24 protein-coding genes are annotated in these 24,765 nt (G+C 65.0%); 7 read left to right on the top strand and 17 right to left on the bottom strand.

All coding sequences use genetic code 11. The features are described 5' to 3' along the window. The first annotated feature begins 140 nt into the window (after positions 1-140). Positions 141-920 carry an ankyrin repeat domain-containing protein gene (locus KI794_RS03755; RefSeq protein WP_255809200.1) on the top strand — a complete coding sequence of 260 codons (780 nt, stop codon included), beginning with the start codon at positions 141-143 and terminating at the stop codon, positions 918-920. Positions 921-1,022: 102 nt separating this feature from the next. Here the strand turns inward: KI794_RS03755 and KI794_RS03750 are convergent, their stop codons facing one another. Continuing rightward, positions 1,023-1,673, bottom strand: coding sequence for a response regulator transcription factor (locus KI794_RS03750; protein WP_119283254.1), 651 nt, complete (start codon positions 1,671-1,673; stop codon positions 1,023-1,025). Then, positions 1,670-2,884, bottom strand: coding sequence for a sensor histidine kinase (locus tag KI794_RS03745; RefSeq protein ID WP_255809198.1), 1,215 nt, complete (start codon positions 2,882-2,884; stop codon positions 1,670-1,672). The genes KI794_RS03750 and KI794_RS03745 overlap by 4 nt, the downstream gene beginning before the upstream one ends. A gap of 194 nt (positions 2,885-3,078) precedes the next feature. On the opposite strand from KI794_RS03745, the gene KI794_RS03740 reads away from it, so the two are divergent. The 3 genes from KI794_RS03740 to KI794_RS03730 all read left to right on the top strand — a co-directional run bounded on the left by KI794_RS03740 (position 3,079) and on the right by KI794_RS03730 (position 5,672). Then, positions 3,079-3,555 (top strand): small multi-drug export protein, encoded by a 477-nt coding sequence (locus tag KI794_RS03740; RefSeq protein ID WP_119283256.1) that lies wholly within the window; start codon positions 3,079-3,081, stop codon positions 3,553-3,555. 177 nt (positions 3,556-3,732) lie between these two features. Continuing rightward, positions 3,733-4,635: a MurR/RpiR family transcriptional regulator gene (locus tag KI794_RS03735; protein ID WP_119283257.1), complete on the top strand. Its 903-nt coding sequence runs from the start codon at positions 3,733-3,735 to the stop codon at positions 4,633-4,635. Then, on the top strand, positions 4,635-5,672 hold the full coding sequence (locus KI794_RS03730; protein WP_255809196.1) for a peptidase C39 family protein: 1,038 nt from the start codon (positions 4,635-4,637) through the stop codon (positions 5,670-5,672). The genes KI794_RS03735 and KI794_RS03730 overlap by 1 nt, the downstream gene beginning before the upstream one ends. Positions 5,673-5,725: 53 nt before the next feature. On the opposite strand, the gene KI794_RS03725 is transcribed toward KI794_RS03730, so the two are convergent. After that, positions 5,726-6,616, bottom strand: a complete 891-nt coding sequence (locus KI794_RS03725) for a LysR family transcriptional regulator (protein ID WP_255809195.1) — start codon at positions 6,614-6,616, stop codon at positions 5,726-5,728. A gap of 79 nt (positions 6,617-6,695) precedes the next feature. On the opposite strand from KI794_RS03725, the gene KI794_RS03720 reads away from it, so the two are divergent. Further along, positions 6,696-7,802: a diaminopropionate ammonia-lyase gene (locus tag KI794_RS03720; protein ID WP_255809194.1), complete on the top strand. Its 1,107-nt coding sequence runs from the start codon at positions 6,696-6,698 to the stop codon at positions 7,800-7,802. A gap of 67 nt (positions 7,803-7,869) precedes the next feature. Here the strand turns inward: KI794_RS03720 and KI794_RS03715 are convergent, their stop codons facing one another. From KI794_RS03715 to KI794_RS03675, 9 genes are read right to left on the bottom strand one after another with little or no spacing between them, the layout of a single operon-like run. Then, positions 7,870-8,544, bottom strand: a complete 675-nt coding sequence (locus tag KI794_RS03715) for an RraA family protein (protein WP_119283261.1) — start codon at positions 8,542-8,544, stop codon at positions 7,870-7,872. Next, positions 8,541-9,497 (bottom strand): MurR/RpiR family transcriptional regulator, encoded by a 957-nt coding sequence (locus KI794_RS03710; RefSeq protein WP_255809191.1) that lies wholly within the window; start codon positions 9,495-9,497, stop codon positions 8,541-8,543. Before KI794_RS03710 ends, KI794_RS03715 begins: the two co-directional genes overlap by 4 nt. Further along, positions 9,494-10,366, bottom strand: a complete 873-nt coding sequence (locus KI794_RS03705; protein WP_255809190.1) for a hypothetical protein — start codon at positions 10,364-10,366, stop codon at positions 9,494-9,496. Before KI794_RS03705 ends, KI794_RS03710 begins: the two co-directional genes overlap by 4 nt. A 28-nt stretch (positions 10,367-10,394) precedes the next feature. Continuing rightward, positions 10,395-11,525 (bottom strand): C45 family autoproteolytic acyltransferase/hydolase, encoded by a 1,131-nt coding sequence (locus KI794_RS03700; protein ID WP_255809189.1) that lies wholly within the window; start codon positions 11,523-11,525, stop codon positions 10,395-10,397. Beyond that, on the bottom strand, positions 11,522-12,415 hold the full coding sequence (locus tag KI794_RS03695) for an ATP-binding cassette domain-containing protein (RefSeq protein WP_255809187.1): 894 nt from the start codon (positions 12,413-12,415) through the stop codon (positions 11,522-11,524). The genes KI794_RS03700 and KI794_RS03695 overlap by 4 nt, the downstream gene beginning before the upstream one ends. Beyond that, on the bottom strand, positions 12,415-13,227 hold the full coding sequence (locus tag KI794_RS03690) for an ABC transporter ATP-binding protein (protein ID WP_162921186.1): 813 nt from the start codon (positions 13,225-13,227) through the stop codon (positions 12,415-12,417). The genes KI794_RS03695 and KI794_RS03690 overlap by 1 nt, the downstream gene beginning before the upstream one ends. Further along, the gene (locus KI794_RS03685) at positions 13,224-14,120 is read right to left on the bottom strand and encodes an ABC transporter permease (RefSeq protein WP_255809186.1); all 897 of its coding nucleotides are present in this window, start codon (positions 14,118-14,120) and stop codon (positions 13,224-13,226) included. Before KI794_RS03685 ends, KI794_RS03690 begins: the two co-directional genes overlap by 4 nt. Further along, on the bottom strand, positions 14,113-15,081 hold the full coding sequence (locus KI794_RS03680; protein ID WP_119283268.1) for an ABC transporter permease: 969 nt from the start codon (positions 15,079-15,081) through the stop codon (positions 14,113-14,115). The genes KI794_RS03685 and KI794_RS03680 overlap by 8 nt, the downstream gene beginning before the upstream one ends. Positions 15,082-15,086: 5 nt before the next feature. Then, the gene (locus tag KI794_RS03675) at positions 15,087-16,799 is read right to left on the bottom strand and encodes a peptide ABC transporter substrate-binding protein (RefSeq protein ID WP_162921187.1); all 1,713 of its coding nucleotides are present in this window, start codon (positions 16,797-16,799) and stop codon (positions 15,087-15,089) included. A gap of 318 nt (positions 16,800-17,117) precedes the next feature. Between KI794_RS03675 and KI794_RS03670 the strand changes: the two genes are divergently transcribed. Together KI794_RS03670 and KI794_RS03665 are read left to right on the top strand one after the other, a co-directional pair. Beyond that, on the top strand, positions 17,118-18,659 hold the full coding sequence (locus tag KI794_RS03670) for a nitrilase-related carbon-nitrogen hydrolase (protein ID WP_255809185.1): 1,542 nt from the start codon (positions 17,118-17,120) through the stop codon (positions 18,657-18,659). Between the two features lie 60 nt (positions 18,660-18,719). After that, positions 18,720-19,193 (top strand): Lrp/AsnC family transcriptional regulator, encoded by a 474-nt coding sequence (locus tag KI794_RS03665; RefSeq protein ID WP_119283270.1) that lies wholly within the window; start codon positions 18,720-18,722, stop codon positions 19,191-19,193. A gap of 20 nt (positions 19,194-19,213) precedes the next feature. Here the strand turns inward: KI794_RS03665 and KI794_RS03660 are convergent, their stop codons facing one another. The 5 genes from KI794_RS03660 to KI794_RS03640 all read right to left on the bottom strand — a co-directional run bounded on the left by KI794_RS03660 (position 19,214) and on the right by KI794_RS03640 (position 24,739). Then, positions 19,214-19,666: an Lrp/AsnC family transcriptional regulator gene (locus KI794_RS03660; protein WP_255809183.1), complete on the bottom strand. Its 453-nt coding sequence runs from the start codon at positions 19,664-19,666 to the stop codon at positions 19,214-19,216. A gap of 190 nt (positions 19,667-19,856) precedes the next feature. Then, entirely contained in the window at positions 19,857-21,608 is a 1,752-nt protein-coding gene (locus KI794_RS03655) for an Ig-like domain-containing protein (RefSeq protein WP_255809182.1), read from the bottom strand. 239 nt (positions 21,609-21,847) lie between these two features. Next, positions 21,848-23,296 carry a PepSY-associated TM helix domain-containing protein gene (locus KI794_RS03650; protein ID WP_255809181.1) on the bottom strand — a complete coding sequence of 483 codons (1,449 nt, stop codon included), beginning with the start codon at positions 23,294-23,296 and terminating at the stop codon, positions 21,848-21,850. A gap of 8 nt (positions 23,297-23,304) precedes the next feature. Beyond that, positions 23,305-23,919 carry a copper chaperone PCu(A)C gene (locus KI794_RS03645; RefSeq protein WP_255809180.1) on the bottom strand — a complete coding sequence of 205 codons (615 nt, stop codon included), beginning with the start codon at positions 23,917-23,919 and terminating at the stop codon, positions 23,305-23,307. Between the two features lie 151 nt (positions 23,920-24,070). Beyond that, positions 24,071-24,739, bottom strand: coding sequence for a hypothetical protein (locus KI794_RS03640; protein ID WP_119283275.1), 669 nt, complete (start codon positions 24,737-24,739; stop codon positions 24,071-24,073). Positions 24,740-24,765: the final 26 nt, after the last annotated feature.

Raw genomic sequence — 24,765 nt, 5'->3', positions numbered from 1 at the left:
TTGTTGGCCCAGCTCGCCCGCCACAGTGTGCACTTTGCATAGGGTCACACGGGGGCAGCTCGCGGCGACCACACAGCGGCTCCTCCCACCCGAGTGGTATACCATTCACGGCATTCCCCCATTTCAGAGGAGAGTGACTCATGGACACCACCATTCCAGCAGGCACACGCCGAAGCATCCGACGCATCCTTGCCCCCGTGATGATCGTTGCGGGCCTCGCCCTCCTTGCTGGGTGCGCGGCCGAGCCGGCACCGGCGAAGCCAACCCCGGCGGCAACGAAGACCCCCGCTCCGACCCCTCAGCCTGAGCCCGTCACCCCAGACCCGCAAGCGAACGCCGACCTCGCGGCGGCCGTGGCGGCGAACGACGGCGCGGCTGTCACCTCGGCGATCGAACGCGGGGCCGATCTCGAGCTGCGAGGTGAGGGCGGACGCACCCCGCTCGTCGCTGCGACCAAGGCGAACGCCATCGCGGCGGCGACGGCCCTCATCGAGGCCGGCGCCGACGTCAATGCGAAGGACGACATCCAAGACAGCGCCTACCTGTATGCGGGGGCCGAAGGGTTCGATGAGATCTTGAAGCTCACGCTTGCGAACGGCGCTGACCTCACGAGCACGAACCGGTTTGGCGGCACGGCGCTGATTCCCGCGGGCGAACACGGGCACGTCGAGGTGACGCGCATGTTGCTCGCCGCTGGAATCGACCCAGACCACATCAACGACCTCGGCTGGACTGCCCTACAAGAGGCGGTGCTGCTCGGCACCGATGGGCCCGACCATCAGGAGACAGTGCGACTCCTGCTCGCTGGCGGTGCGGACCCGAACCTGCGCGACGGGCAGGGAAACACGCCTCTCGCCAATGCCCAGGCGCGCGGCATGTGGGCCCTGGCCGATCTCATCCAGGCGGCTGGCGGGGTGTAGCTTTCCGCCGGCGTCTTACTCAACCCGGCGCTTCCCTTCCCCGCCACATTCCCCGGGAGCTTGGCACCCTGTCGAGAAACCGGGCACCCGAGGGCCGGGCTGCTAGATCCACCCCTGTTGCCAGGCATGTGCAGCCGCGTCGTGTCTGTTGCCCGCGCCGAGCTTCGTCATAGCGGAAGACAGGTAATTGCGCACGGTCCCGGGCGAGAGAAACAGCGCCTCCGCGATCTCTTGCACGCTCGACGATGTACGCGTCGCGCGCAGCACGTCGAGTTCGCGATCAGTGAGCGGGCAGCGCTCAGCGGTGAGCGCTGCGGCAGCAATCTCAGGATCGATGTAGCGTTTCCCCGCTGCCACGTCGCGAATCACATTCGCGAGCTCACCGGCCGGGGTCGATTTGGGCACGAAACCCGCAATCTTCGCGGCAAGCGCCCGCCGCAGTACGCCTGGGCGTGCGTGCCTCGTCACGATGATCACACGCGCTGAGGGAGCGCCCACGGCGATGCGTTCGGCAGCTTCGATGCCGTCAGCCCGCGGCATTTCGAGGTCGAGGAGACAAATGTCGGGCTGCAATTCGGCTGCGAGCTCGGCCGCCGTCGCACCGTTGTCAGTTCCGGCGACAACCTCGATGTCTGGCTCGAGCCCGAGAAGCGCCTCGAGCGCCCCACGAATCAGATGTTCGTCGTCGGCGATGAGCAGCCGGATCTTGGCGCCGCCCGCCGTCACCGCCTCTTGTCGGAATTCTCCGGTCATTGTGATCCCCCTTCGGGCAGCCAGAGTCGTAGTTCAAAGCTTGTGCGCACGGGCATCGCTGAGAGCGTCCCGCCCAAGACCGAGACACGCGCCCGCAAACCAGCGAGGCCGCTCCCACTCCGACCATCGGGGCTGGCGTCGGGGGCACCGCCGGGATCGGTGGCAATGCCGTCGTTGACGACGACGAGTTCGAAGCCGCCGCGGGCCGGGCCGAGCGAGATCGTGGCCGAGGTCGCCTCGCTGTGGCGCAGAATATTTGTTGTCGCCTCGCGCACCGCGAAGCCGAGGACCCGCCGCGCTTCGACGCTTGCCGGGGTCTCGGAGACCTCGAGGGCGCACTCGGCACCTGAGAGCGTCAGCACTTCGCGGGCGTTTTCGAGTTCGTCTCCGAGCTCAACTTCGCGCAGGCCCGCAACGAGGGATCGCGTCTCCTCGAGGGCCTCTTTCGCGATCACCCGGATCTCGCCAACCTGTTCTGCGGCGTAGTCGGGCTTCGCTGCGAGGGTGCGTTCAACGAGCTCAGCCTTGAGCGCGATGACCTGCAGATGGTGACCCTGAACGTCATGGAGATCTGCCGCGAAGCGCAGTCGCTCTTGCGTCACGGCGAGCTCGGCTGCGAGGTGCCGCGCCTCATCGAGCCGTCGAACGATTCGCCACAGCCACAGGCTTGAAATCACCATGAGCGGCAGGAGTACGCTATAAATCACAACGAAGGGGGCGGCGTTTCGCTCAGCGAGGTCGAGTGCCTCGCGGCCCGAAAGAAGCCGAGTCGCGATCGGGATGAGGGTCACCACAAGCGCCGCAGACATGACCTGCCACCGCAGCTTTCGCTGCACGACGATGCTGAACAGCACGCCTGAGAACCAGAGCTGCGCTGCAGCGAACACCGCCGCCTCTGGGAGCACGAACGCGAGCACCCATGCGGCGAGCGCCGGCAGGAAGAGAGCTACTGTCCAGGCGAGGCGCGGCATTCCGTCTTCACCTTCACCTCGCAAGAACCAGCAGTATCGAATTCGGGTGGCGGATGCGGCAATGCACGCCACGATAAGCGCGAGAAGCAGGCCCGATTCGCTGTTCAGGTAGCGCACGAGCAGATCAGTGATGACAAGCAGATCGAGCAGGAGGAACAGGAACACGATCGAGCCGAGCGTGTAATTCCACGTCGCGTTCACCCCAGCGAACGGGGCCCGGGCGTCAGGCTGAGCAGTCATCGGTCTCAGCATACGGCCACGACTGCGGCGCCCGGTGGGTTTCGCACGCAATCCTGTCTCGTGTGACAAATGTCACGGGAAAGCCGTGAGGATCGGCTTTTCGACACGTGACACTGCGGCACTACTGGCGAATGGGAGCCTGCGAAACGATTGGGTTATCGCGGCGCTCGCCGCTCTCGCTACGAAAGGCAGTCATGCTCGACTCTCTCCAAGATTTCACCGCTTCTCTCCCCGAGTTTCTCCAGTGGTTTGGCGTGTTTTTGATCGCGGCTATCCCGTTCGTCGAGTCCTACTTCGGTTCGGCGATCGGCGTGCTCGGCGGCATCAACCCCCTTGTCGCGGTCGCTGCGGCTGTCGCAGGCAACGTCATCTCGATGCTCATTTTCGTCCTGGCCGCACACGGGGTGCGGTCGAAGGCGACGCAGGGCAAGGCCGCGAAGGAGCTGACGCCTCGCCGCGCAAAGCTCAAGGAGCGCTTCGACCGCTACGGGGTGCCTGGCGTGAGCCTGCTCGGCCAAGTCTTCTTGCCGAGCCAGATCACTTCGGCGGCCATGGTGTCGTTCGGGGCCCCGAAGAATCAGGTCATTCTGTGGCAGATCATCTCGATCATCATGTGGGGCGCCATCTTCGCGGTGCTCGCTACGCTCGGCGTCTCGGTGCTCTTCAGGTAGGTCACCCTCGCTCCGGTCGCTCGGCAAGACCTCGCAGCAATGTGGTGTTTACGACATTCATGCAAATGTGATACAAATATCACGCTGCGTGTGCACAGTCGTGGGCGCGCGCCACCGCCGTAGGCGGCGCGACTGAGTTGCCGCGACAAAGTTGCAAGGAAGCAGGAAGATCGAGCGATGAGCAAGTATCAGCAAGGGTCGGCGCGAGCCCGGATTGACGCTGCCGCCAGCGAGCTCAGTGCGAGCGAGACGCGCGTCGCCAGGTTCATCCTCGAGCACGCTGAGCAGGCACTCCTCCTCAGCGCCGCACAGGTCGCCGAGCTCACCGGCACGAGCGATACGACAGTAGTGCGGGCGTCACGATCGCTCGGGTTCACCGGGTGGACAGACCTTCGGCGCGCTATCGGTGCGGAGATCACGCAGATCACCCACCCGGCGGCACGGCTCAGTACGCGCCTGAACGTCACCAAGCGCGGCTCGACCCGCAGCCTGATCGCCACCGTGTTCGAGGAAGCTCGCGAGCGCCTCGAGATCTCGCAGGACGACATCGTCGACACAGAGTTCGAGCGGGCTGTCGAGGCGCTACGCGATGCCAGTATGATCCACACATTCGGTGTCGGCGCATCTGCGGCCTGCGCGAGTTATCTCTCCACGAAGCTTGCCCGCATCGGCCTCCGTGCACGCCAGGCTTCGGGCATGGGGTTCACTTTCGCTGACGACCTGATGCTGCTCCGCACCGGAGACGCCCTGGTCTTATTCGCGCCAGGGAGACCTTTCACCGAACTCGATCTGGCATTGGCGGAGGCCCGGCGCCTTGGGGTCTGTTCAGTATTGTTCACCGGTCGACATCGGCATGAGTACGACTCTCGCGCCGACATTGTCATCCGCTGCGCGGGGTCGGCGGGTGGGCTCACTGGCGAGACACTGAGCGCGCTCGTTGCCGCAGACGCCCTCACGCTGGCGATCTCTCAGCAGACCGCCGCCGCCTCGAAGACAGCATCGCAACACCTGAACGGACTGCGCCGGGAACTTCGTCGCCCCGCGTCGACCGCTGATCAGCATCTCGCAAAGGAGCAGTAGTGCACGACACACAACCGACGGTTCACGTTACCGAGTCAACCGAGGGGATACGCGAGCGAATCGGGTCAGCGGCACGCGTGCCGGGCGGCCACTACTCGCCGAGGCTACACTCGCTCGTCGGCGAAGCGGGCAACGTCACTGCCTGGCTCGTCTCGTCGGCACGACCTGGCACCCTCTCCCGCACTGTCTCCCGTCTCTGGGCAGAGTCCTCTGGCGACGCCGAGCAGCTCTTGGCCGCCATCGTTTCGACATGGGATGCCGATGGGCTCGTCAGCGTCAAGTTGGAGGACGCGGAGGCGGAGCACGCCGAGGTGGCAGAGCGACTTGGCTTCACCAAGCTCGCGCAGCCCGTACCCTCAGGGCCGGGCACGACTGCCCCACACACGGCGTGGGTTCGCTACGCCGCACCGTGGCCGCACGACGACGCTCCGTACTACCGCCAGACGACTGATTTCACCTGCGGACCAGTCTCGCTGCTCATGGCGCAGGCGCACTGGCACGGCTCGGAGTCCATAACCCGCGACAAAGAACGGCAGATCTGGCGGCGAGCAACACGGTTCACGGGGTGCGGGGTGCGAGCACTCAGCTTGCAGATCGACCGGAGCGACTTCGACATCGCGGTGTTTGACACCGAGTACCTCGAGCCACAGGTCACTCCGATGGAGCCTCGTGACGCCCGCGCGTTCGCAAACGAAGAAGACAACATGCTTGCCGAGGCCGCGGGAATTCAGGTGAACGAGCGCGTGTGTGAGGTTCGCGAAATCGTCGCAGAGCTCGAGCGTGGGTCTCGCGTACTTGTGCTTATTGACGAGCTCCGCTTCCACGGCGAACCTATGCCGCACTGGGTGGTCGCGCACTCACACCGAGATGGCGTGGTGTTGCTCAACGACCCGTGGGTGGACGCGGATGAGGGCGAAACATGGGTGAGCGCGGTGGACGTGCCGGTGACCCTTGAGGAGCTCGACGCAATGGCCTGGTGGGGCGAGCCGCGCTACCGATCAGTGCTCGTATTGCGAGAATCCGGGGGCGCCGCCTAGGGCCTGTCGGCGCCGAATCGGACCGTGCGAGGCACGGACGGCCCCTCGCGGCACTACTCGGAGCCCGCGGTGATGCTCGCGACGTGCTCAACCACGGCTTGGACGGCTGCGTCGGCGTGCGAGCTCCCCCGGGTCACCGCGATGAGTGTACGTGACTGGGATCCGGGAAGCTGCACGCACTCAATTCCATGACGGAGGGCAGCTGGCGTGAGCGCTGGCACGAATGCGGCGGCCTCACCTGCGGCCACAAGCGAGCATCGCAGCACCACGTCCGAGGTTTCGTGAGCGATGTGCGGGGTGAACCCGGCTGCATGGCAGAGGCTCTCAGCCCAGGCCCGCTCGGGGCCACCTCGCTCCTCAAATACCCACGGCCGGGTCGCGAGCTGCGCAACGTCTGTCACTGGCCCCCACGATTGGGGCACCGCAAGCAACATGTCGTCGGTACATAACTGGCGTTCGGTGAGGTCAGCGTGCGGCTCAGCTGGCTGAGTCGCGAATCGTTCGATAATCGCGACGTCGATGTCGCGGGCACGGAGGGCCGCGAGCGCTCGTTCCGGTTCAGCCTGCACACAGCGCAATCGCACCCCGGGTGCCGAATGCCGCAGCGCCTGGAGCAGGGGCGGAAACAGCGCCAGACAGGCCGACTGGAAGGCCGCCGCAGTCACGGCACCGCTGACGACACCGGTCGTCGCAGCGGCTTCTGCGCGGAGCTGCTCCCATGCGTCAAGCAGCGCCGGGCCGTGCTCGGCGACCACCTCACCGGCAGCGGTGAGCCGCAGTGTGCGGCCGTGCTGCTGCACGAGCTGAACGCCTACCTCAGACGCAAGCTTCTCAAGCTGCTGGGAGACCGCAGACGTACTGTACTGAGTGGCCTCCGCCACGGCCGCGATCGTTCCGAGACGCACGAAGTCAAGAAACGTCTGCAGCCGACGTACCTCAGACATAGACCCTCCACCTATTGCGGAACATATGCACCACTATTATCCGCTTTTCTTGGACTAAATCGGTTGCCACACTACTGAGATGCAGATAACTCACTCGCTCTACCTGAACCCACTCGCTCGAACTGCACGCCTGAAGCGCCCAACAGAAGAGGTGCGGCAGTTTCACTCGGGGCTCCCGGGCTACGAGCCGACGCCGCTCATCGATCTCCCATCCCTCGCCGCGGAGCTCGGCGTCGGGCGAGTCCTCCTGAAAGACGAATCGGCACGGCTCGGACTCCCGGCATTCAAGATCCTCGGCGCCTCCTACGCCATCGCGCGTGCGCTCTCACACCGCTGGGGCAGCGACCGCACGCTGCCACTCGCCGATCTGCAGTCGCTCGCCCCTAAGCAGCCCGCAGTGACCCTATTCGCCGCAACCGACGGCAATCATGGACGAGCCGTCGCCCGCACCGCCCGCCTCCTCGGCATCGAGTGCCGCATCTTCTATCCGGCAACCCTCACGACGGCTGCGATGGCCGCAATCGCCGACGAGGGCGCCGACACCCGTCGCATCGAACTGCCGTATGACGACGTCGTCGCGGAGATGCGCGCCGAGGCCTCGCGGCACGGGGAGTCCGCGTTGATCATCCAGGACACCGCGTGGGCCGGGTACGACGAGATTCCCAGCTGGATCGTCGACGGCTACAGCACGATGCTTGACGAGCTCGATGAGCAGCTCGCCGAGCAGGGAATTACAGCGGTCGACCTCGCTCTCGCGCCCGCTGGCGTGGGTTCGCTGGCGCAGGCAATCGTGGCCCACTTCAAGAGTGGCGCTGGCACGCCTGCGGTCGCGATCGTTGAGCCGTCAACAGCCCCGGCAGTCTTCGCTGCGCTCACCACGGGAGTCCCCGAACCCGTCACTACTGCAGACACGGTGATGCTCGGCCTGAACTGCGGCACGGTCTCTGAGCTTGCCTGGCCCGTGCTGCGCGCAGGCGCCGACGCCGCAGTCTTGGTGAGCGACGATGACGCACGCGCCGCTGTCGCGACGCTGCAGTCGGCGGGCGTCGACGCGGGGCCGTGCGGTGCGGCGACGCTCGCCGGGGCCCGGCGCCTCGCAAGTGCTGCCGCCGCAGAGCTCTCACTCACCGAGGCAAGCACAGTCGTGCTCTTCAACACCGAGAGCCTCAGCGCAAACCCGCTCTAATGATGTGTGGGGGCTGGGGCAAAGCCCCAGCCCCCACATGGCGCCACCCCGCGGTTGCCGCAGCTGGTCAGGAACCGAGAAGCCCGGCGACGAGCGCGCTCGCCCCCGTGAGATCTCCAAGCCGCTCGCCCCCGGCGATGGCGCGCAACAGCTCGGGTTCGCTTGCATCGTCTGCGGCGGCTTCCGCAAACACCGCGTCGAGCGCAGCTCCGGGCAGCGCGAGCACGCCGTTTGCGTCGGCAAGGACGATGTCGCCGGCTGCGACCGCCACCCCGCCGCACGCAACGGTGACCCCGATCCCACCGCCGCCTGCGCCATGCAGTTTCGTTGTGAGCAGGCTCGTACCGCGCGCGTAGACGGGCACGCCGATACGACGCAGCTGTTCAATATCGGTGACGACGCCGTCGACGATGACGCCCGCCGCCCCTCGAACCTGGAGCTGCGTTGCAACGACCTCACCGAGCGGAGCGTGGAACCTGTCGCCCCCGGTATCGATCACGAGGATATGACCGGGCTGAATGAGTCCGGCAGCGTGATGCAGGGCTGTCGAATCAGTCGCTGTCGTTCGGACAGTGGCCGCAGTTCCGACGATGTTGCCTCCGGTGCCGACGAGCATGCGAATCTCAGGGTCCACGAATCCGTCCTCAAGGTAGTGGCCAAGGGTGGGAAGGCTGAGAGATTGCAGTTCGGCGGCCCGCTGGGCCGCGAGTGGGGGCGTGAATTCATTCACCATCATCTTCATTTCTGCGGGTCTCCTTCAGGTGGTTCCGTCGTGGGTGTGGCGCTCGGCTGTGCCTTCGCTGCGCCGGGTTGGCGGCGCAGCGCCCGGCGCATCTTGTTGAGCCGACGTGAGGTAGCGAGTGCAGCGTCCGGGTTGACGTGCCCGACGGCCAGAACGAGGGCGTCAATTGCCACCATCGGCGGGAAGTTCTCGCCTGTGAGCCCGCCAGCTGAGCTCGCCGTACGAAGCAGGCAGTCGACGCGGTCGACGTACGCGTCGCGGTATTTATCGGTGAATAGGATCGTCGTCGCCCCGACTCGCCTCGCCTCGGCGAACGCGACGTCGAGTTCACTGAACTCACGGCCAGGCGCGAACGCAACCAGGAGGTCGCCTTCGCGCAGACCGAGCAGGGAGTCGGCGAACGCGAAGCCCATGCCGCCAGCGTTTCGGGCCACAATGCCGCGCCGCAACAGCTTCGTCGTCAGGTATTCGGCTGACACCGCCGAGACACCAACGCCGAAGGAGTGCACGGTACCCGCCGCACTCACGAGCCGCACTGCCCGCGAGAATTCATCTGAGTCGAGGTAGCTGCGCGACGTCGCGAGGCGCTCCCTCGCTTCCTCGAACACGATGTCGAGCAGGCTACTGTGCGACTCCCGCTTCGTCACGGTGAGCCGGGTTGAGAGCCGCTTCGCCGGGTGCACGGTGAGCGCGAGCTGTGATCCCAGCGCTCGGCGGAGTTCTGGCCACCCGGTGAAGCCGAGGGAGCGCGCGGTGCGCACGACGGTCATGTCGCTTGCACCGAGCACCTCCCCCAGCTGGACAGCGCTCATCAACAGCGCTTGTTCGGGCTGCTCCGAGATGTATTGGGCAACTTTCGATTCGGCCGCGGTCAGCGTCGGCAGCCGCTCACCGATCCGAGTGAGCACGTCTCCCGGGTTGTCGAGCTGCTGGTCATCATCGGCCCCAGTCATGAGAGCACCTGCGTTGTCCCTTCGCTGCGCGGCTCGTCGCTGTGGAGTACCTGCCTGATGGCTCGGAACGTGGGCTTCAGCAAGTGGTATCCCTCGTGGGCAACCCCCGGCACAAGGTCGACGCTCACGGTGTTCCCGTTGTGTTCAAGGGAGGCCGCAAGCGCACGCAGCCTGGTGATCCGGGTGACCCCTGCTGCGTTGACGTCGGGGATATAAGCAGGGCTGTCAGGGGCAACGGAGATCTCCCACGTTTCCGTGTCGTCGTCTCCGACGACGAGGTTGGCTGGCACAGCCGCAACCGCTGCCGCGTTAAACGAGCGGCCGAACTCGTCTTCGAGACCGCCGACACCCGCGGGCCACGGCAGGTCAGGGTCGCAGAGGGTCACGACACCCGGGGACACGATGGAGACCCCGGAGAGGCGTTCGGGGTGGACGTAGAGGAAGCGGTGTGTGAAGTGGCCACCACCAGAGAACCCCGTCAGGAAGAACCTGTCGAAGTTCAGCCGGTAGGTCTCTTCGAGCTCCGCGACCATGTCGAGCAGCACCAGGTCGTAGCGCGCGTCATCGCCCGCAAGATACTTATACGCGTTGAGCTCGCCAGGGGTGCTGATCCCTGCGGGGAACAGCGGCACCAGTACAAAGCACTGCTCGGCCTCGGCGAACTCGATGAACTCGTTGCGAAGCCGGGGCGCGTCACGTCCGGTGCCGTGGATTGCGACGATGAGCGAGTAGTCGCCTGGCGTGTGCTCGTCGTAGCTCTCTGGAACGTACAGGCAGTACGAAAATCGTTGATCGAAGCGGCTTGCGAACATCGTCGTCGCCCCGAACTGGTAGAACGAGAGCCTGTCGCCGTGCGTGGTGGGTTTCATGTGTTTCTCCTATATCCGTTCTCAAGTGCTACAGCACTGCCTCGTCCGCGGGCGCGAGCTCGCTGTCGGGCGAAATGGGGGCGAAAGTGAAGCGGTGGTACTCGTATCGCGACGGCGGGCCACTCGCGACCCAGAACTGACCGCGCCCAGGCTCAGCGATCACCGATGTGACAGTCATGTTTCGGTCGTCCTCAGCGATGTCGCGGTCATCATCCTCCGGGTAGATTGAGAGTTCGTTGCCGGTATCGCTCCGGTCGCGCAGCATTGCGGCGATGTCGGCTGGCGCGATGTGCGTGCCGCCGCCGGCGATCGAGCTCGCAAGGCGCGCGTAGCGAATCTCCGAGTTCTCTAGCCACGGATTCGACTCATTGTGCTGCAACGTCGACTCGAGGTAGTGGTTCGCGTGAGCAAGGAATCCATTCACGGGGTGGAGGGCGACAATCGTCTCCGCCGTGTTCTCAAGGTCGACAGCCGAACCCGCAGCGTCGAGCATGATCACGTTGCGAGAGGACGCTCGATCGAGCTGCCGGAGTGCCGCCTCCGCGGCGGCCACCGACCGCTCACGGAGCGCGACCCTCGTGTAGAGATACCGCGGGAACCCCTGCCGCCAGCTCGCACAGTGCAGGTAGTTGCCGAACACGCCGAGGCCCGCGTTATTCAGACCAATGTAGGAGATCTGTCCGGCTGGTATCACCATCAGCACCTCGGGCTCGCCGTCCACGGCGAGATGCACGACCGCCATGAGGTCGTGGTACATCGCGGGAAGATCGGCGTTCTGTCCGACAAACCCACGATCTGATGCTCCGAGTTCGGGAAGGATGGCGAAGGTCGTGCATTCCTGCTCGGCACCGTGCTTGCCGACGAGCTGCACGAACACCTCCGCCCGCAGCTGGAGCAGGAACGCGGCGCCGAGCGAGATTCCGGCTCCCTCTGCGAGCCCGGCGATCTCCTCGTCGAGCCCGACGGATACGTCCCGGATGCTCGAACGATACTCGAGTGCCGCCTCCTCCGCCTGCGAGAGGGTGAAACCCTGCCGCTCAAACCGCCGTCGCAGCCTGTCGAGGTGAAGCGCGATCTGGTCCTTCAGCGCCGCCCCGTGCTGCCTCCCGACTTCGGTGTGGGAGCCGGTGAAGTGATGAAATGGGAACGAAGCGGTCACAGAGTTTTCCTTTCAAGGGGGGATTCGACGGCGCGAGTCGCCGCGAGAGCATGGGCATCGAGGCGAGCACGTTGCCTCGCGCGCGCAATTGTCGGGTTCGCGATCGGCACGGCGTCGATAAGTGCGCGCGTGTAGGGGTCGCGCGGGGCGCCGACAATGTCCGCAGCAGGTCCAGATTCGACGATGCGTCCCTGGTTGAGCACGATGATTCGTGAGGCCAGTTGCCTGGCCATCGCAAGATCGTGTGTGATGAACAGCATCGACAGCTGCTCCTGCTCGTTGAGCTCCTTGAGCACCTGCGCCACCTGAGCGCCGATCGACACGTCGAGCGATGCGAGCGCCTCGTCTGCGACGAGCAGTCTCGGCCGCCCGGCGAGCGCGCGCGCGATGCCGACGCGCTGACGCTGGCCGCCTGAGAGCTCTGCCGGGCGTCGGTGAAACATATCGTCGCCCAAGCGAACGCGACTGAGGAGCTCTCGAGCGACGCTCTCACGCTCGTTCGCGGATGCGCCGCCAGTGATCGTGAGTGCCTCGACAACGGCGTCCCCGATTGTCATTCGCGGGTTCAGCGAAGAGTACGGATCTTGAAACACCATCTGGTAGTTGTGCCTGTGGCTGCGGCTTTCGCTGCCTCGCAGCGCGTGGACGTCCTGGCCGTCAAACATCACACTGCCAGAGTTCGGGCGAAGCATGCCGAGCAGCAGTCGACCGATCGTCGACTTGCCAGATCCGCTCTCCCCCACGAGTGCGACGATCTCGCCGGTGGCGATTGTAAAGCTCACGTCGTCGATCGCAGGGGGCAGCAGAGCTGCGCGACGGAAGAGGCCTTTGGCTTTGGGGTATGAGTACGTCAGGTTGGAGACGTCGACGAGCACCTCGTGGTTGGTCATTACGCGCCTTCCTTCTCTGGCACCGTGTCGAACAGCGTTGGGGTGGCGGCGAGCAACTGCCGCGTATACTCGTGCGCCGGGGTGAAGAACACCTGCTCGGCCGTACCTGCCTCGACGAGACGACCGTTCCGAAGCACCGCAACGTCGTCTGCGAGCCCAGCCACCACTCCGAGGTCGTGGGTGATCCACATGACCGTCATGTCAAGTTCTTGGCGCAGACGAGCGACGAGGTCGAGTATCTGCTGCTGCACGGTGACGTCGAGCGCGGTCGTTGGCTCATCCGCGATAAGTAGGTTGGGGCCGCAGCTCAGCGCGAGCGCGATCATCACCCGCTGTCGCTGTCCACCCGAAAACTCGTGGGCGAATCGCCTGAGCTTCGACTCGGGCTCGGGGATGCCGACCTGATCGAGCAGTTCGACGGTTCGCCGCTTTGCCGCGGCACGGTTCATCCGAAGGTGGGTGCGCAGGACGAGCTCGAACTGGGTTTGGATATCGAGTGTGGGGTTCAGCGCCGCCATCGCGTCTTGCGGCACCAGCCCGATCTCGCTCCCGTTCATGCGGCGTCTGGCACGCGGATCGAGGGCGAGCAGGCTGGTTCCGTTGAGCTTCACGTCTCCGCTGAGCACACTGATCCCGGCGGGGAGCAACCCCATCACCGCGAGCATACTGAGCGTCTTTCCCGATCCGCTCTCACCGACAAGCGCTGTCGCGTTTCCGCGCTCGACGGTCAATGACACGTCGTCGACGAGCACACGTCCGGTCGCCTCGAACCCGATTGTGAGGTGTTCTACTTCAAGGTGTGCCGAGCTCATGAGCTGTGCTCCTTTCGGCCCTGAATTGCTTTGTTGAGGCCTTCGCCGATGAAGTTCACCGACAGGATGACGAGGAAGATCATGATCCCCGGGAAGAGCCCCCGCCACCATTGACCACCGCTAATGACCGCCCGCTGTGCCTCTTCGAGGAGGCCACCCCAGGTGGCCTGTGGCGCCTGGAAGCCGAGGCCGAGGAACGACAGCGCGGATTCTGTGAGCACAGCCGAGGCGATACCAAGCGTCGCCGCGACAAAGATCGGCGCGAGCGCGTTTGGCAGGATGTGGTTCACGATGAGCCGCAGGTCCGTCGCGCCGAGCCCGCGCGCTGCTTGCACAAAGTCGGCCTTCTTGAGGCTGAGAATGCTCGCGCGCAGGAGCCTCGCCGTGGTCATCCAGCTGAACGCCGAGATGGCGAGGATGATCGAGCCGAATCCCGGCCCAATGAGGGCGACGAGCAGGATCACGACGAACAGCGCCGGCATCGAGTAGAACACATCGGCGATTCGCATGAGCAGGTTGTCGATCCAGCCGCCAAAGTAGCCCGCGAGCGCGCCAACGATGATTCCGAGTGTGATTGCGACACCGACGGCGATCACAGCGACGAGGATCGTGAGCCTGCCGCCGTCAAGTACGCGGGCGAGCACATCACGTCCGAGTTCGTCGGTGCCCATGAGGTGGGTGAGCGACGGCGCCTGTCCTTTCGCCGCGAGGTCGATCTGCTCTGGTGAGAAGGGCAGCACAAACGGCCCGACGATAACGAGCACGACGATCGCGCTGAACGCGATGAGGCCGAACCGCGCCGGCTTGCTCTGCCAGAACAGCGCGAAGAACCCCGCGGTCGCGGGTCGCGCGACACGGACGACTTCGGTCTTGGGGGCTGCGGTCCTATTCATAGCTGATCCTTGGGTCGAGGCGGCTGTAGACGACGTCGGCGATGAGGTTCGCGACGAGCACGAGCAGCGCGGCGATCATGAGGATGCCGAGCAGCACCGGGTAATCGCGGAGGTCTGCCGATTCGACAAACAGTCGTCCCATGCCGGGGAGGCCGAATATCGTCTCGGTGACAACGGCGCCAAGAAAGAGCTCTGGCAGCATGAGCACCGCGATCGTGACGACGGGGAGGGAGGCGTTCTTCAGCACGTGATGCTGAATCACCATCCGCTCGGGCAGTCCGCTCGCACGGGCAGACCGAATGTAGTCCTTGTCGAGCACCTCGATAACCGATGAACGCACGTGCCTGGCGAGGCCGGCAATCGATACGAGCACCAGTGAGAGCACAGGGAGGACAAGGTGCTTTGCGAGATCGAGTGCCGCGGTGAAGCCCTCGTGCGATGCACGCAGGTCGCGAAGGCCTGAGCTTGGTAGCCAGCCGAGGCTGTACGAGAAGATGAAGATGAGCATGAGTGCCAGCCAGAAGCCGGGAACCGCAAGTCCAGCGTAGGTGAGCCCAGTGGCGAGGTGGTCGAACCAGCCGTCCTTCTTCACGCCAGACTGTACGCCGATGATGAGCGCGAAGATGAGGGAGAGCACGAAAGCGGTCAGCGTGAGCAGCAGCGTTGTTGGTACGCGCTCCCCGATTACTTCGAGCACAGGGCGGCCGGTGAGGTAGGAGCTGCCCCAGTCGCCAGTGACGACGCCGCGCAGCCAGTTGAAGTACTGCACGATCAGTGGATCATCAAGGCCGTACCGGCCGCGCAACCTCTCGAGTTGCGCGGCCGTGGCCGCTGATGCGTTACCTTCTCCGACGGACATCGGCCCGCCGGGCGTCATCTGCATGAGCAGGAACACCAGCACGCTGATTCCGAAAAGCAGCGGGATCGACTGCAGAAGTCGCCGCAGGAGGTATGAACTCATCGGTACTACTCACTCGCTCCAGCGAATGCCCAGTTCACTGAGCTTGTCGTGTCCCATGGCCCGTTCCATGAGTCATCGTCCACGCCGGTGAGTTCGCTTGACCACGCCCAGGCTGTCGGCGACGCGTAGATCGGGATCGCCGGGCGTTCGCTCGCAAACAACTTGTTGGCCGCGTGGACTGCGTCTTCGCGGACCTCGGGGTCCATCTCCGATGCAACAGTTGCGAAGAGCGCGTCGTACTCGGGGCTGCTCCACCATGCGTATGAGTAGCCTGATGCTTCCGGGCTATCGGGAATCTGGCCCGACTCGAATTCCATCATCCACTCGGTCGGATCAGGAAGCTTACCCGCGCGCGACATCATGATGTCGAAATTGCCTGTCGCGAGCAGGCCGCCGTCTTTGGCGTCACCAAACATCAGGTTGGATGGGACGTTCTCAATGACGGTCTCGATGCCGACATCCTTGAGATTCTGCTGGATCACCTGCTGGTAGAGGGCGCGCACCTCGTCGCCGCTGATCGTCTGGAACTTCACCGATGCGCGCACGCCGTCCTTACTGCGCACGCCATCGGAACCGAGCTGCCACCCTGCGTCGTCAAGGATGCTGTTTGCCTTGTCGGCGTCAAATGGGACTGTCTCAGTAAGCTCGCCGCCAAAGCCCGCGTAGACGAGCGAGTTGCTCAAGGTGCCGAATCCACCGAGCACGTCAGCGAGCACGCCTTCGCGGTCAATTGCATAATCGATGGCTTCCCGCACGGCAGGGTCCCCAAGAACTGGGTGCGGGGTTCCGAGCGCTCCCTTGTCTGAGTTGTTGATCCACAGCCACTCGACAAAGCCCGTGTTCTCGGGCTTCTCGTGCAGTTCGATCGGCGCACCGGAGTCGACGGCCGCCGCGACCTCGTCGAGGTCGCCAGCTGTGAGGCCGAACACGAGATCAAACTCGCCACGGGTGAAGCCGTTGACTGCGGTCGTGAGGTCAGGGTTGATCTTCACAGTCACACCGTCGAGCTTGGGCTGCGAATCCTCGCGCCAGTAGTTCTCGTTTCGGGTGAACTTGATCTCGTCGCCTGAGCTCCACTCGCTGATTGCGAACGGGCCGGTGCCTGTTGGTTCACGCAGCTCGGGGTCGTCGGAATCGATGCTCGCACTCTCAAACTTGTGCTTCGGGAGCACCTGCTTGAAGAGGTTCAGGTAGTTGGGCTGCGTCTGTGTGAACTCGACGGCAATGCTCTGCGGATCGAGCACCTCGTAGGAGGCGATCGCGCCGTACTCCGAGTCGGGGATGGCGGGGGTATCTGGCTGCTTCGTGACGTCGATTGTGAACGCGAGGTCCTCGGCCGTGAACGGTTCGCCGTCCGACCAAGTGATCCCCTCGTGAAGCTTGTAGGTCACGGTGAGCCCATCGTCGCTGATGAGGCCGTTCTCCTTCGTGGGGACCTCGGTTGCGAGATTGGGAACGCGCTCGCCGGTGTCGAGCGTCGTGAAGAGGGGTTCTACGACGAACGCGTAGGCGAGGTTCGAGCCGCTCTGCGTGCTGAACATGGGGCTCAGCATGCCCGGCTCTTGCGTTAACGCGACAACGGCGATTCCGCCGCTGGCCGGCGTTTCCTCGCTCGCGGGGGCGCTCGTGCATCCCGCAAACGTGAGCGCCGCGGCGATGCCGACCACCGCGGTCTTGAGTGCCCTTGCCTTGCGGGAAGAGCTGTTCTTGTGTGTCAAGGCTCCATTACCTTTCTGCTGCGCTCGCGGGTGAGGCCCGCGGGCGTCGGGGCTGGGCCCCGGATTGCCGAACATTGTGATGTTGTGCATCTCCACATTCATTCAGATGTGGAGGCCCCAATCATATGAGCGACCCGGGTCGCCAACAATGGCGCGAAAGCAGTTGTGTTGCGACTTTTGCGATGTGGTGAGATTTCGGTTTTTGAAACCACGAATTTCGCAATCTCGGCGGAATTGCCTCCCACGCCGGCGCAAGAATGAGTGCCACTCCCGCCGCGCACCGAGCGCTAGCGGCCCACCCTTGACGATCGGATCCCCATGAAAATTGCAGCCGCTCAGTTCGCCCCGACGGCGGACGTTCGTGACAACCTTGCGCGCGCCGAGGCGCTCGCAGAAGACGCAGCGGCCGCCGGGGTGGGGCTGCTCGTGCTCCCCGAGGAGTCGATGGTGCAGACCGGTCTCGTGACCGGTTCGCTGGCTCCCGTAGCGGACGATCACTGGGCAGAGTTCAGTGACGGCTTACGAGCCATCGCAGCCCGCCACCGCATCGCGCTTATCGCCTCGGGCCTCGAACCAAGCGGCACGCCTCGCCCGTTCAACACCATCCTTGCCGTCGACAGCGACGGCGCGCTCAGCGGCAGCTATCGAAAGCTGCACCTGTATGACGCGTTCTCGTACCAGGAGTCGGGCCGCGTGCAGCCCGGCGACGAACTCCCACCCGTCGTGCAGCTTGGCGGCGTGCACGTCGGGCTCGTGAACTGTTACGACCTGCGCTTTCCCGAGCTCACGCGCTCACTCGTCGATGCGGGAGCAGAGGTCATTGCGGTCACCGCCGCATGGATGACAGGCCGCAACAAGGAAGACCACTGGTCGACCCTGCTCCGTGCGCGGGCGATCGAGAGCACGACATGGGTCGTGGCAAGCGGCAACTCGGCGCCCGACTGCGTGGCGGGAAGCAAGATCATCGACCCAATGGGCATCGTTGTCGCAGACGCGGGAGAGCCCGAGGTGGGCTGGTGCGCTGCCGAGGTCTCTGGCGACCGTACGGCGCAGGTGCGCCGCGTACTCCCGGCCCTCGCCAACCGCCGAATCGACCTCGCCTACACCGTTCGCCCCAAGATCTTCATCAAGGCCGCGGTGAATGGCGGCCGGGAGACGGCCGAAACCCCGCTCGTCCCGCTCACTCCCGCGGAAATTGCGGCCGAGGCCGCCGCCTCAGTTCGAGCTGGGGCGGATGTCATCCACGCGCACGCGCGCACCGCTAATGGTGGTCAAACGATTGCCCCTGAACACATCGCTGCCATGGTGCGTGCAGTGCGGGAGGAGGATCCCACGATCGTCGTCGGCACAACCACCGGCCTCTGGACCTGCGCCGATCACGCGGACAGAATGGCAAAGATCGAGGCATGGGAGGCCGAGTGGCTGCCTGACTTCGCATCGGTCGCGTTCTGCGAAGAGGGTGCCGCCGAGGCGGCACAGGCCGTTCTCGCGCGAGGCATGGTGCTTGAGAGCGCTGTCTGGTCAATGGACGATGTGCCCGCGCTCCTCGCGTCGCCAACGCTGCACGACAACGTCCGCGTACTCATCGAGCCGCTCGCTGAGGATCCCGACCAGGCGGTGCGTGACTGTCGCGAGATGGCCGCGGCGCTCCGCGCGGGAGGGGTCACGGCCCCGCTGCTGTACCACGGGCTCGAGGGAACGACCTGGCCCGTGGTCCGCGCAGCCATCGCCGACGGTGTCGAGGTGCGAGTGGGTATCGAGGACGTCGTGAGTAGCGAGGATGGCGCGATCGCATCGAATAGTATTCAGGTAGCAGAAGCATTGCGGATCTACGCTGAGCTACACGCCACGACGGCCTAGCCGGTTCTGAGGCGCCGGTGGTGGTCTGCGTGCAACGACCACCACCGGGAGGAGCGACACATGCTCGATGACGTCGACTCTTCGATTCTCGCGATGCTCGGCCGCGACGGGCGCACCCCGTATACCTCCATCGCCGCTGCGCTTCACCTTAGCGAGGCGACGATTCGTAACCGAGTACAGCGAATGCTCGACAACGGAATTCTGGTGATTGTCGCGCTCTGCAACCCGATATCGCTTGGCATGCAGGCGCTCCGACTGTTCGTCACCGTCGATCACCCGTCCAGGGTGGAGAGCGTGTGCCTAGCGCTCGCGCAACTCCACCACACGAACCGAGTTGCCGCCGGTGCAGGTTCAAAGGAAATCTATGTTGAGCTGACGTGCGCGAGTCTCCCAGAATCGCAGCGGCTGCTCGACACTATTCGAGCTATCGACGGCATCTCGGAAATACAGACCTCGATCCTCACCCGGTTTGAGAAGGATCACTCGTGGCGTGGCCTGCGCGGCGGCAGCGGGCAGCGGCGAGCCCGCACGTAACGTTCGCCGCCGGAGACCCGTTAACTCGCCCAGACGTATGAGTCTTTGACGATCTCGCCGGTCCGCAAGAATTCAACCTTCCGTACACCCTCGTAGGCAGGCAGCTCGATCTTGATGAAGCGTTGAAAGTCACTGAGGTTCTGGAAGACGACGTCGAGTATCAGGTCTGCAGCCCCTACGGCTTCGGCAACCAGCTTCACCTCTGGGAGCTGCGCAAGCCGTTGCGCGACAGAGTGCGCTGACGCGCCGACGACTTGAATCGCGATATGCCCTTCGACGGCCCCGACTCCGTGCAACCCAGCGAGGCCAACGACCTGCAAGATCCCAAGCTCGGAGAGGCGAGCGAATCTCGACCGCACGGTCGACTCGCTCACCCCCAGGTCCGATGCGATCTGCCGAAACGGGCGGCGGCCATCCGCGCGCAGCGCATCAATAATCTGGCGATCGATTGAGTCGGCGACGTTGACGCTCATACTGTTCCTTCCAGATTCCGGGTTCGTAAGACCCGCAGGGGCCAGACCCAGCGAACCAGCTACTCAAGCGGCAACGTGATCGTCTTCGCCTCGAACACAGTGTATTCCCGACGGGCCAGCGCCTCGCGCAGCTCGACTATACGTTCGCGCGGCGGCACGCGAGCACGGCCGCCGCGCTGTGGCCGTCGCGCTAGGACCGCCGATTCAGTCGACGAGCACCGACCAGGGTTCCAGCTCCGAGCAGCAGCACTACTCCTCCAATGACGAGCGAGGCGGGGGTGCCGCTGCCAGTCGCGCCAAGCACGTTGGCGGGCTGCTCGATGGCTCGAGCAGGGGTGGTACCGGTGCCTGGTTCACCGAGGCCTTGACCCTCCCCGCTTTCGCCGTTGTCGCCGCCATCGGTTTCGCCGCCGTCGGTCTCGCCGCCATCGGTCTCACCGCCGTCGGTCTCACCGCCGTCTTCGTCTGGCACAGTGACAGTAATTTGCAAGGTCGTCGAGCTTGCGAGCTGGCCGTGTCCGCTTGGCGTGAGCCGCAATTCGATCTCGTGGGACCCGGCGTGAAGCGCAGGGAGAGCCGCCTGACCGACGCCATCGGTGACGGCGAAGGGGTCGCCGTGCGGCTGGTCGTTGACGAACGCCTGGACGGTGCCGTCCACCGGGGATCCACCAGGTGGCAGCGCGTCTCCGTTTTCGTCTCGCGAGCGAGTCTCCCCCGATTCCCCGCTTGCGCCCGTGGTGCTCGCCGTCACTGAGACGAGGATCGCTTCCGTTGGAGCAAAGTCGGTCTTTGCTGTCGAAGCGACGAGCGAGGTCTCGATCCCCAAGATCTGCAATTGCAGCTGTTCGCTGCCCGAGGGCGCAAACCCTGGCTCTGGGACGAAGCGGGCCTCGACCGTGTGTTCACCGACTTCCAGGTCTGTTCCGTTGATCTCAAACGATGCTTCGCTCGTCCCGTCGGCGTCGGCGACACTCGTGCCGACTGTCACGGTTTGAGCGACTGCGCCGTCGATCAGCAGTTGCACGTCGCCGCGCGGGTCGACAAGGCGGACAGGGTCTGAGTTGCGCACCACAGCTGAAACGCGGGTGGTCTCGTCGGCGCGGCTCTCAGGCACGCTCAGGTTCGCTGTCGTTGTCGTGTCGACGGCTGCGACGGTGACCTGCAGTGCTGGCGAGGTGGAGGCGGCGAAGTTGCCCGCCGCGTCGCCAACGAAGGCGGCGTGGAGCGATGTCGTGCCCCACGGGACAGTCACCTCGGTGAACTTCACCGTCCCGTCAGGGCGAAGGCTAGCGTGTGCAATGGGAGTCGAATCTGCGTACAGGGAGACTTCACCTGTCAGGCCGATGACCGGCGAGGTGACACCCGCCGAGACCTCGACCGGCTCGACCGCGGTGAGCACACTGGGTGCCTCGGTCACGTTGGTGTCAGTCGGAGCTTGGGCGACAGAGAACTCGAGCGGCTGGCTGGCCGAGGGCAGCGCGAAGCCAGTTGAGTCGTCGTTGGTGCCGTCGAAACGCGCGACGAGCGTGTGCGTCCCGGCGGCGGGAAAGTAGGTGAGGGGAATCAGCGTGGAAAACTTACCACCCCCGGTGTAGATCAGCACGGTGCTTCCGATCTGCTGACCATCGAGTTCGAAGTGAATGGGCTTGCCTGAAAGGTTCGCCGGCCCAGCGAGCGTGACGGTGGCGCCGAGAATCGCCAGGTCGCCATACTTCGTTGGAGTGGCGAGCATATTGAGCGTCGTTGTCGATTCGACTGCCTCAGCTTGGAGATCAGCTGCAGCTGCGGGCGTGGCCGCACCAGCGCCGCCCCAAGAGAGTGCAAGCACGAGCCCGGCTATGACCACGAGAAGCGCCGAGAACCGAACGCGTGCGGGCGATGCAGAAAGAAGCGGGCTCTCCCGGGAAATGGCGCGAGAGGGGGCCTGAGAAGTGTCGAGCATCCCGCAAGCGTAGTAGTGCTCAGCGTGTGGCTGGAGCGCCGTCGGCGAAGTATGCGCGGTTTGATCGCGCGCCTGCGCAAACTGCACGCGGTGCACTGTCGGCCTCGTCTCGAGCAGGCTCCTCCCCAGTGCGAGCGGGCAGTCTTTCGACATCGGCCGACCTACTCAGGGCGCGCTCGGCCGCTGGGGCTTCGCGGGACGACCTGGCGATGCCTAGTCGTCCCGCGAAGCCCTACCGTCTAAGCTCTGCGAACCCGTCGTTCCCGCACTGCCCGAACAACAGTGTCAATCACGACGAACCCGAGCAGCGTCCAGCCGACGAAGGGCAACACTATGCCGATCCCGATGGCTGCGACGGCGACGATCCCAATCCCCCACCACGGTGCTCCGCGAACGGCTCCGCGGCGCGGCGGGCTCGCGAATTCGAGCGGCGAGGTGCGCGTCGGGCGCCTGCGCCACCACATGAGGTAGCCGAGCACGACAAGGGTCGCGATGCCAGCGGCGAGCAGCAACAAGACGAGCTGGTTTATGAGCCCAAACATTGCCCCCATGTGCAGATCGATCCCCCACCGGCTGAGCTTCGCGAGCGGCGGGTAGTCGGCGAAGTCGAGCCTGTCGACGACCTCCATCGTGCTCCCGTTGATCGCGACCTGGTCGACCTCTGTGGGAAACGCCGCCTTGATCTCTTTCACCACCCACGCCTGGCCTGGCTCGGCTGGCGGCTTGATCTCGACAAGGCCCGTGTTCACATTGATACGCTGCGCGATCGCGAGCATCGCATCGAACGTGTCGGGGTTCGCCTCGCCTGTCGGAGCCGACGCGGGCCCGTGATGGTGTGCGTGTTCGTCGTCCGCTGGCGCGGCCCCGTCAAGGCTCGTCGCGAGCGCGGGCGTCCCGCCGCCGAGCGCCGCGCGAACGACCCTGACGTTGCCGCCAGCGTACTGCGACCACGTGATGCCCGTCGCCGACAGAAACAGCGCGCCAACGAGCGCCCAGATGCCGAGCGATGTGTGCCAGCTCAGGGTCTTCCGGTAACCCGTGTACCGCCGGTTCGGGCGGACGAAGTCCTTCTTCGTGCGCGATTTCCTGATGCGCGCGATCCAGAGCCCGAGGCCAGCGAGCGCAATGATCCCCAGCCACGATGCGGCCAGTTCGCTGTAGAACCGGCCTGGCTCGCCGAGGTTCAGGTTGCGATGCAGGTTGTCGACCCAGGTTCGAAGCGGCAGGGCGCCGCTCGTGCCGTAGACCGTGAGGTCGCCGCGGATCTCGGCGGTCGCCGGGTCGACGAACACCGCCCGCGATTCGCTCCCACCGAGCGACGGATCGGCGAACAGCACACGGGTTGTGGCCCCGGGTTCTGGGGCGGGTCGTACGGCGCTCAGCGCGACGTCGCCGCCGACGTATTGCTGGGCGGCTCGAATCTGATCCGCGAGCGACAGCTCGGCGTCGGCGACAGGAACGCGAAGCTCGTGCGCATAGACTGCCTTTTCGATGACGGGTGTCAGCGCGTACAGGCCGCCAGACACCGCCGCGATCAGAATGAACGGACCGACGAGAACGCCGGCATAGAAGTGCAGCCGAAGTAGCAGCTGGGCTAGCCAGCCTCGCTGGCGTTTCGGCCGTTGCTCGCGCGATTGGCCTGGTGAGGCATGGGGGTGCGCCCCCAGGGATTCAGTCGTTGTTGTCATTGCGATCCTTAGTGGCCGCTGTGCGCGTCGTGGCCCGCCGCCGCATCGTCTGCCGCGTGATCGTCGTGGTCGCCGTGGTCGCCCTCGTAGTTTTCGTTGGCACCCGCGTAGTCCTTCACGATCGCGGTGAAGTCGAGCTTGGAGCCGTCGGCGAATTCGAGCGTGAACGTGATGTCCTCGCCAGCGGTGACGGCGCTCGGCAGCCCCATGATCATGATGTGATTGCCTGCGGGTTCGAGGCTGAACTGCCCCGCGGCGGGGATCACGAAGCCACCCTCGACCTCACGCATCACCATCTGCCCCGACTCGTTCGCGACAGTCTCGTGGAGTTCCATCATCGGTGACGCTGTCGAGGTAACTGAGACGATGTTGGCGTCAGTGTCGCTCGAGTTTTTCAGCAGCCCGAACGCCGCCGTCATCTCGCCCTTCTCGGCCGACTTGACCCACGCTTCTTCGATCGTCACCGAGTCTGCAGCTGGGTGCGCGGCGGCCGCACCAGAGTGCTCCCCGGAGTGTGCGCCAGAACCGGTCGCGGCCTCGCCAGCCGAGCATCCGCTGAGGGCGAGAAGAGCGATGCCACACGCCACAGTAAAACGGGTCGCGCGAATATGAGTGTTGAACATTGTGTGCCTTTCAAGCATGCAAATTTTCCGGCTGCGCGCACGACGGCGGCGCAGGCCGAGTGCCGCGCCAGGTGAGCCGGGCGGCACAGGTTGAAAATGCTGAGAGGGGTCGCCTGGGTCGCTCCGGCCAGCCCGAGACGGGCGGCCAGTGCTACCCTGCGAACCCTGGCACTGCGGGTGGCCCGCGAAGGCTCCGGGTTGAGGCCGTGAGCTGTGTGAGCACCGCCCAGCCGGCGGTTGCGATGGCCTGCCCGTGGCGCTCGCGCACCTCGCGGAACACAGCGGGCACCCGTAGCGGCTCCGCGAGGCTGTGCTGCGCCCACGCGATGAGTCGCTCGGCGAGCTCGCGAAGCAGATGGATCGTCTGCTCGCCGCGGTACAGGAACAGAATCGTCACCGCAGCGCCAGCGAGGTGCGAGAGCCACATGATGGCGTCGCCATGGATGAGCATCGCTGTGTGATCTGTCATCGCCGGCAGCTGCGCGCCAGGCGCCAGCACGGTCACCGCTTGCTGGCCGTGGTGCTGGTGGCCGCCGGAAACTGCCAGGCCAGCACCGCCCGCGCTCGGGGCGCCGAGTACGAAGAGTGTGTGGAAGAGCGTCTGGCTCGCGACAACCGAGAGCGACAGGCGCGCAAGCGAGAGCTTCCGTCCAGCGAGCAATACGCTGACGAGGAGCGAGAGCACGAACGGCACGCAGATGCCGAGCGGCTCTGGCATCGCGCCGCCTGCGAGCACGTGCGAGAACAGGGCGACGAACGTCGCGATCGCAGCTGCCGTCGAACCCCGCACGACGTGCGGGAGTCGAGTTGTTGGCTGCATGCTCACATTATTCCGCACAGCAAGCC

The organism is Leucobacter aridicollis (assembly GCF_024399335.1).
Taxonomy (GTDB): Bacteria; Actinomycetota; Actinomycetes; order Actinomycetales; family Microbacteriaceae; genus Leucobacter; species Leucobacter aridicollis_A.
This window is presented reverse-complemented; position numbering and strand designations above follow the sequence as displayed.

Bases quoted from the DNA above. Each gene is read 5' to 3' on its own strand.
- KI794_RS03755 (WP_255809200.1), top strand. From the start codon at position 141: ATGGACACCACCATTCCAGCAGGCACACGCCGAAGCATCCGACGCATC.
- KI794_RS03750 (WP_119283254.1), bottom strand. From the start codon at position 1,673: ATGACCGGAGAATTCCGACAAGAGGCGGTGACGGCGGGCGGCGCCAAG.
- KI794_RS03745 (WP_255809198.1), bottom strand. From the start codon at position 2,884: ATGACTGCTCAGCCTGACGCCCGGGCCCCGTTCGCTGGGGTGAACGCG.
- KI794_RS03740 (WP_119283256.1), top strand. From the start codon at position 3,079: ATGCTCGACTCTCTCCAAGATTTCACCGCTTCTCTCCCCGAGTTTCTC.
- KI794_RS03735 (WP_119283257.1), top strand. From the start codon at position 3,733: ATGAGCAAGTATCAGCAAGGGTCGGCGCGAGCCCGGATTGACGCTGCC.
- KI794_RS03725 (WP_255809195.1), bottom strand. From the start codon at position 6,616: ATGTCTGAGGTACGTCGGCTGCAGACGTTTCTTGACTTCGTGCGTCTC.
- KI794_RS03720 (WP_255809194.1), top strand. From the start codon at position 6,696: ATGCAGATAACTCACTCGCTCTACCTGAACCCACTCGCTCGAACTGCA.
- KI794_RS03715 (WP_119283261.1), bottom strand. From the start codon at position 8,544: ATGAAGATGATGGTGAATGAATTCACGCCCCCACTCGCGGCCCAGCGG.
- KI794_RS03710 (WP_255809191.1), bottom strand. From the start codon at position 9,497: ATGACTGGGGCCGATGATGACCAGCAGCTCGACAACCCGGGAGACGTG.
- KI794_RS03705 (WP_255809190.1), bottom strand. From the start codon at position 10,366: ATGAAACCCACCACGCACGGCGACAGGCTCTCGTTCTACCAGTTCGGG.
- KI794_RS03695 (WP_255809187.1), bottom strand. From the start codon at position 12,415: ATGACCAACCACGAGGTGCTCGTCGACGTCTCCAACCTGACGTACTCA.
- KI794_RS03690 (WP_162921186.1), bottom strand. From the start codon at position 13,227: ATGAGCTCGGCACACCTTGAAGTAGAACACCTCACAATCGGGTTCGAG.
- KI794_RS03685 (WP_255809186.1), bottom strand. From the start codon at position 14,120: ATGAATAGGACCGCAGCCCCCAAGACCGAAGTCGTCCGTGTCGCGCGA.
- KI794_RS03680 (WP_119283268.1), bottom strand. From the start codon at position 15,081: ATGAGTTCATACCTCCTGCGGCGACTTCTGCAGTCGATCCCGCTGCTT.
- KI794_RS03670 (WP_255809185.1), top strand. From the start codon at position 17,118: ATGAAAATTGCAGCCGCTCAGTTCGCCCCGACGGCGGACGTTCGTGAC.
- KI794_RS03665 (WP_119283270.1), top strand. From the start codon at position 18,720: ATGCTCGATGACGTCGACTCTTCGATTCTCGCGATGCTCGGCCGCGAC.
- KI794_RS03660 (WP_255809183.1), bottom strand. From the start codon at position 19,666: ATGAGCGTCAACGTCGCCGACTCAATCGATCGCCAGATTATTGATGCG.
- KI794_RS03655 (WP_255809182.1), bottom strand. From the start codon at position 21,608: ATGCTCGACACTTCTCAGGCCCCCTCTCGCGCCATTTCCCGGGAGAGC.
- KI794_RS03650 (WP_255809181.1), bottom strand. From the start codon at position 23,296: ATGACAACAACGACTGAATCCCTGGGGGCGCACCCCCATGCCTCACCA.
- KI794_RS03645 (WP_255809180.1), bottom strand. From the start codon at position 23,919: ATGTTCAACACTCATATTCGCGCGACCCGTTTTACTGTGGCGTGTGGC.
- KI794_RS03640 (WP_119283275.1), bottom strand. From the start codon at position 24,739: ATGCAGCCAACAACTCGACTCCCGCACGTCGTGCGGGGTTCGACGGCA.